Below are 5,578 nucleotides of genomic sequence, written 5' to 3'. Positions count from 1 at the left end.
CCAACGGTACGGCCGCCTTCACGGATTGCGAAACGCAGACCGTCGTCCATCGCGATCGGGTGGATCAGGGTAACAACCATTTTGATGTTGTCGCCCGGCATTACCATCTCTACGCCTTCCGGCAGTTCGATGGTACCAGTCACGTCAGTAGTACGGAAGTAGAACTGCGGACGGTAGCCTTTGAAGAACGGAGTATGACGACCGCCTTCATCTTTGGACAGAATGTACACTTCAGATTCGAACTTGGTGTGCGGCTTGATGGTGCCCGGCTTAGCCAGTACCTGACCACGTTCGATTTCTTCACGTTTGATACCACGCAGCAGAACACCTACGTTCTCACCGGCACGGCCTTCGTCCAGCAGTTTGCGGAACATTTCAACGCCAGTACAGGTAGACTTCTGAGTCTCTTTGATACCAACGATTTCAACTTCTTCGCCCACTTTGATGATACCGCGTTCTACACGACCGGTAACAACGGTACCACGACCGGAGATGGAGAATACGTCTTCGATCGGCAGCAGGAACGGCTTGTCAATCGCACGCTCTGGTTCCGGGATGTAAGAATCCAGGAAGCCAGCCAGTTCGATGATTTTCGCTTCCCACTCTGCGTCGCCTTCCAGCGCTTTCAGAGCAGAACCACGAACGATCGGAGTGTCGTCGCCCGGGAAGTCGTACTGAGACAGAAGTTCACGAACTTCCATTTCAACCAGTTCCAGCAGCTCTTCGTCATCAACCATGTCGCATTTGTTCAGGAACACGATGATGTACGGAACGCCTACCTGACGACCCAGCAGGATGTGCTCACGGGTCTGCGGCATCGGGCCGTCAGTCGCAGCAACAACCAGGATCGCGCCGTCCATCTGAGCAGCACCAGTGATCATGTTTTTAACATAGTCGGCGTGCCCCGGGCAGTCTACGTGTGCGTAGTGGCGGGTCGGGGTATCGTATTCAACGTGAGAAGTGTTGATGGTGATACCACGCGCTTTTTCTTCCGGCGCGTTATCGATCTGGTCGAATGCGCGAGCGGCACCGCCGTAGGTTTTAGCCAGTACGGTAGTAATGGCAGCGGTCAGCGTTGTTTTACCATGGTCAACGTGGCCGATAGTACCGACGTTAACGTGCGGTTTTGTACGTTCAAACTTTTCTTTAGACATCGATTGTCCCTCTAAGACACGGATAAATCGGTGATATCACCACATCAACCAGGCAACACGCCCGACTTGTTGAATGCTAATAAACAGAAGAGAAAAACAGGAAGGAGAAAAGAAGTGGTGCTGATAGGCAGATTCGAACTGCCGACCTCACCCTTACCAAGGGTGCGCTCTACCAACTGAGCTATATCAGCACATCTTGGAGCGGGCAGCGGGAATCGAACCCGCATCATCAGCTTGGAAGGCTGAGGTAATAGCCATTATACGATGCCCGCATCCTGGAACTCGGCTACCTGATTTTCATTCTGCACTGAATATCGAGAGAAACTCTCTTTATTCGAGCCGGTAAGCGAACTTATCGTCTCGGGCTGCGCCATCGCGCGGCCGAAAATGGTGGTGGGGGAAGGATTCGAACCTTCGAAGTCTGTGACGGCAGATTTACAGTCTGCTCCCTTTGGCCGCTCGGGAACCCCACCGGACTTGATGGTGCCGACTACCGGAATCGAACTGGTGACCTACTGATTACAAGTCAGTTGCTCTACCTACTGAGCTAAGTCGGCATCAAGTAGCGCGCATTCTATGGAGACCTGCGTGCTCATGCAACTAAAAAATTGCATAAAATGTTCTATCGCTCACATTTTGCGCTATAAGAGACAAAAATGCTCTAATTTCAAACAAGAGAGCATAAATTTTCGGCATTTTACCGACCGTCTGACCAGGATACGACGCGGCATTTCAACGCTCCGTCGATAGAAAGCAATCTTCTGTATCTGGTATATTCGTCACATTGCTTCTCAGGGATAGCTTTCACAGCGAGATTTTTTCTTATTATTCCTCCCCATCTGGTGTTACCCTCCTGCCCATTGTCCAAATTAACTTAAATGTGACGTGCCGTTGCATGTCAGGGATGGCCCTCGTTCATCGCTGAACTGATGTAGCAATAGCAGCCAGAAACATGCTTATGAGTATAAAAGAGCAATCGTTAATGACGCCTTACCTACAGTTTGATCGCAGCCAGTGGGCTGCGCTTCGCGATTCTGTGCCGATGACCCTGACCGAGGATGAGATCGCGCAGTTAAAAGGCATTAATGAAGATTTATCGCTGGAAGAAGTTGCAGAAATATATTTACCTCTCTCCCGTTTGCTAAATTTCTATATCAGTTCAAATCTGCGTCGTCAGGCTGTCCTGGAACAGTTTCTGGGCACTAACGGCCAGCGAATCCCTTACATCATCAGTATTGCGGGCAGCGTCGCAGTGGGTAAAAGCACGACAGCACGCGTTCTGCAAGCGTTGCTGAGTCGCTGGCCGGAACACCGCCGTGTTGAATTGATTACCACAGACGGCTTCCTCCACCCAAACCAGGTGTTGAAAGAACGCGGGTTAATGAAGAAAAAGGGGTTCCCCGAATCGTATGATATGCACCGACTGGTGAAATTCGTTTCTGACCTCAAGTCGGGCGTACCGAACGTGACGGCGCCAGTCTATTCTCATTTGATTTACGATGTTATTCCTGAAGGGGATAAAACCGTCGCTCAGCCTGATATATTGATTCTTGAAGGTTTGAATGTTTTACAAAGCGGTATGGATTATCCTCACGATCCGCATCATGTATTTGTTTCTGATTTCGTTGATTTCTCTATTTACGTTGATGCGCCAGAAGAACTTCTTCAGACGTGGTATATCAATCGCTTCCTGAAATTCCGCGAAGGGGCGTTTACCGATCCTGACTCTTATTTCCACAATTATGCGAAATTATCTAAAGAAGAAGCTGTTAATACAGCAGCTTCGCTTTGGAAAGAAATTAACTGGTTGAATTTAAAACAAAATATCTTACCTACACGAGAACGTGCCAGCCTTATTATGACCAAGAGCGCTAACCATGCGGTGGAACAGGTAAGATTGCGGAAATAACAGAAAAAAGGGGAGTACCGACTCCCCTTTTTTACTATTCGGCGCTTCGCAGCGATATTTCCCCCCCCATCCAGGGTTTAATCACGCCATCCTGTTCAAGCAATAATGCACCCTGAGTATCAATGCCGCGAGAAATACCAAATATTTCTTTGTCGCCAATAATTAGTTTTACCGGACGATCAATAAAATTATCCAGTTTTTTCCAGCGCGAAAGATAAGGAGAAAGACCTTCTTGCTCAAAAAGCTCAAGCGCAGCACGTAGCTTATAAATCAGCTTTGCGGCCAGCATATTGCGGTCGAGCGTAATTCCGGCCTCTTGTAGTGTGATCCATCCCTGATTTATCACGTCCTCTTCTACACGACGCATTGCCATGTTAATACCAGCGCCAATCACTATTTGTGCGGCATCGCCCGTTTTACCGGTTAACTCGACCAGAATACCCGCCAGTTTGCGATCCAGTAGGTAAAGGTCGTTAGGCCACTTCACGCGAACTTTATCTGCGCCCAGTTCACGCAGCACTTCCGCCATCACAATTCCAATGACCAGACTCAAGCCTATTGCCGCCGCAGGCCCCTGCTCCAGACGCCAGTACATTGAAAGATATAGATTCGCGCCAAACGGTGAGAACCATTTACGCCCGCGACGACCACGCCCTGCCTGTTGGTATTCTGCTACACAGGCATCGCCTGAACGCAGCTCGCCAATTCGATCAAGTAAATACTGATTGGTTGAATCGATAACGGGCAATACCGCCACGTTTCCGCTATCCAGTTGGCTATGAATACGGTCAGCATCCAGTAACTGGATGGGTTCCGGTAAGCTATATCCTTTCCCGGGAACGGTAAATACATCTACTCCCCAGTCGCGTAATGTCTGGATATGTTTATTAATAGCCGCACGGCTCATTCCCAGCCGTTCACCCAACTGCTCGCCTGAGTGAAACTCTCCGTCGGCAAGCAGTGAGATCAGCGTCAGGGGAACGGTAGTATCTTTCATGCAATGCTCTCCACAGCGTTCACCTCTCCGAACTGACCAATAAAGCGAACCTCAGGCTCCAGCCAGACATTAAATTTTTCACCCACTTTTTGCCGGACATGATGCGCCAGCGCCACCACATCTTTACTTGTCGCATCATTCGCATTAATCAATACCAGCGCCTGTTGGCGATGCACCGCAGCGCCGCCAATAGTGATGCCTTTCAACTGACATTGGTCTATCAGCCAGCCTGCCGCCAGCTTCACTGAGCCGTCTGCCTGAGGGTAATGCGGCGCGTTGGGGAATCGTTCCAGTAGTTCCATGGCGATATCGGCTGCGACAACGGGATTTTTAAAAAAGCTGCCCGCATTGCCATTCACTTTAGGGTCCGGCAATTTTGTGGTGCGCATATGGCATACAGCATCAAACACCTGTTGCGCGGTGACCGTTTTCGGGTCCAGACAAGTAAGATCGCCATAGGTCAACACCGGCTGCCATTGCTTTGACAAACGCAGACCCACCGCGACGATCGCAACGCGATCCTGATATTCATTTTTGAAGATACTGTCACGATAGCCGAAACGGCATTCCGCCGCGGACAAACGCAGACGTTTTCCCGTTTCCAGTTCAACGCAGTCAACGTAGTCGCAGACGCGCTGTAGTTCTACGCCATACGCGCCAATATTCTGTATAGGCGAGGAACCAACGCAGCCAGGGATGAGCGCCAGATTCTCCAGGCCGGGCATGTTGTTGTCCAGCGCGTAGCGAACAAGTTGATGCCAGTTTTCGCCTGCGCCGACGTGTAGGTGCCAGGCGTCCGCGGTTTCATTGACCTCAATGCCTTTCAGGCGGTTAAGGATCACGGTGCCGGCATAATTTTCCAGAAACAGGACATTGCTTCCTTCACCCAGGATCATAACCGGCAGTCCCTCACGAGTTGCTTGCTGCCAGGCGCTCAGTAGTTGTTGTTCGTTTTCAGCGCATACGATGTGCTTTGCACAATGATCAATGCCGAAGGTATTCCAGGGTTTTAGGGAGTGGGTCATGGCTGCTTTCCTGATACTCAATCGGCAATAGTTTACCGTATCTGTGTTGGGAAGGCTTGTGGTTATATTGAGGGTGGATCGGCGCGTCCCTGTAGGCCGGATAAGGCGGAGCCGCTATCCGGCAGACCACAGATAAAACAAAAGGCCCTGTCTTTCGACAGGGCCCTTCGTTTTATTTGATGCCTGGCAGTTCCCTACTCTCGCATGGGGAGACCCCACACTACCATCGGCGCTACGGCGTTTCACTTCTGAGTTCGGCATGGGGTCAGGTGGGACCACCGCGCTAGTGCCGCCAGGCAAATTCTGTTATCAGACCGTTTTTACGTTCTGATGTAATCTGAATCAGTGCTGAAAATCTTCTCTCAACCGCCAAAACATCTTCGGCGTTGTAAGGTTAAGCCTCACGGTTCATTAGTACCGGTTAGCTCAACGCATCGCTGCGCTTACACACCCGGCCTATCAACGTCGTCGTCTTCAACGTTCCTTCAGGAGA

Annotated in this window: 5 protein-coding genes, 4 tRNA genes and 2 rRNA genes; 2 read left to right on the top strand and 9 right to left on the bottom strand. The window is 50.4% G+C overall.

The features are described 5' to 3' along the window. The 5 genes from tuf to ABVN36_RS24380 form a co-directional block, all read right to left on the bottom strand. On the bottom strand, window positions 1-1,154 hold a 1,154-nt coding region (gene tuf / locus ABVN36_RS24400; protein ID WP_108629465.1), incomplete at its 3' end, for an elongation factor Tu. Window positions 1,155-1,269: 115 nt separating this feature from the next. Next, window positions 1,270-1,345 (bottom strand) — tRNA-Thr (locus tag ABVN36_RS24395). Between the two features lie 6 nt (window positions 1,346-1,351). After that, window positions 1,352-1,426 (bottom strand) — tRNA-Gly (locus ABVN36_RS24390). 116 nt (window positions 1,427-1,542) lie between these two features. Continuing rightward, window positions 1,543-1,627 (bottom strand) — tRNA-Tyr (locus ABVN36_RS24385). Window positions 1,628-1,635: 8 nt separating this feature from the next. Further along, window positions 1,636-1,711 (bottom strand) — tRNA-Thr (locus tag ABVN36_RS24380). 19 nt (window positions 1,712-1,730) lie between these two features. Between ABVN36_RS24380 and ABVN36_RS24375 the strand changes: the two genes are divergently transcribed. Continuing rightward, window positions 1,731-1,904, top strand: a complete 174-nt coding sequence (locus ABVN36_RS24375; RefSeq protein WP_001541267.1) for a hypothetical protein — start codon at window positions 1,731-1,733, stop codon at window positions 1,902-1,904. A gap of 208 nt (window positions 1,905-2,112) precedes the next feature. Next, window positions 2,113-3,063 (top strand): type I pantothenate kinase, encoded by a 951-nt coding sequence (gene coaA, locus ABVN36_RS24370; RefSeq protein WP_000023068.1) that lies wholly within the window; start codon window positions 2,113-2,115, stop codon window positions 3,061-3,063. Window positions 3,064-3,097: 34 nt separating this feature from the next. Here the strand turns inward: coaA and birA are convergent, their stop codons facing one another. The 4 genes from birA to ABVN36_RS24350 all read right to left on the bottom strand — a co-directional run. Then, the gene (birA, locus tag ABVN36_RS24365; RefSeq protein ID WP_000655746.1) at window positions 3,098-4,060 is read right to left on the bottom strand and encodes a bifunctional biotin--[acetyl-CoA-carboxylase] ligase/biotin operon repressor BirA; all 963 of its coding nucleotides are present in this window, start codon (window positions 4,058-4,060) and stop codon (window positions 3,098-3,100) included. Beyond that, on the bottom strand, window positions 4,057-5,085 hold the full coding sequence (gene murB, locus ABVN36_RS24360; protein ID WP_023138460.1) for a UDP-N-acetylmuramate dehydrogenase: 1,029 nt from the start codon (window positions 5,083-5,085) through the stop codon (window positions 4,057-4,059). The genes birA and murB overlap by 4 nt, the downstream gene beginning before the upstream one ends. 181 nt (window positions 5,086-5,266) lie before the next feature. Next, window positions 5,267-5,382 (bottom strand): 5S ribosomal RNA (gene rrf, locus ABVN36_RS24355). A gap of 93 nt (window positions 5,383-5,475) precedes the next feature. After that, window positions 5,476-5,578, bottom strand: a 23S ribosomal RNA gene (locus ABVN36_RS24350); the annotation flags it as partial.

Origin of the sequence: Salmonella sp. SJTUF15581 (assembly GCF_043356775.1) — a bacterium.
GTDB classification, from domain to species: Bacteria; Pseudomonadota; Gammaproteobacteria; order Enterobacterales; family Enterobacteriaceae; genus Salmonella; species Salmonella enterica.
The sequence above is the reverse complement of the archived record's forward strand: the minus strand, read 5'-3'. Positions and strand labels throughout refer to the sequence as shown.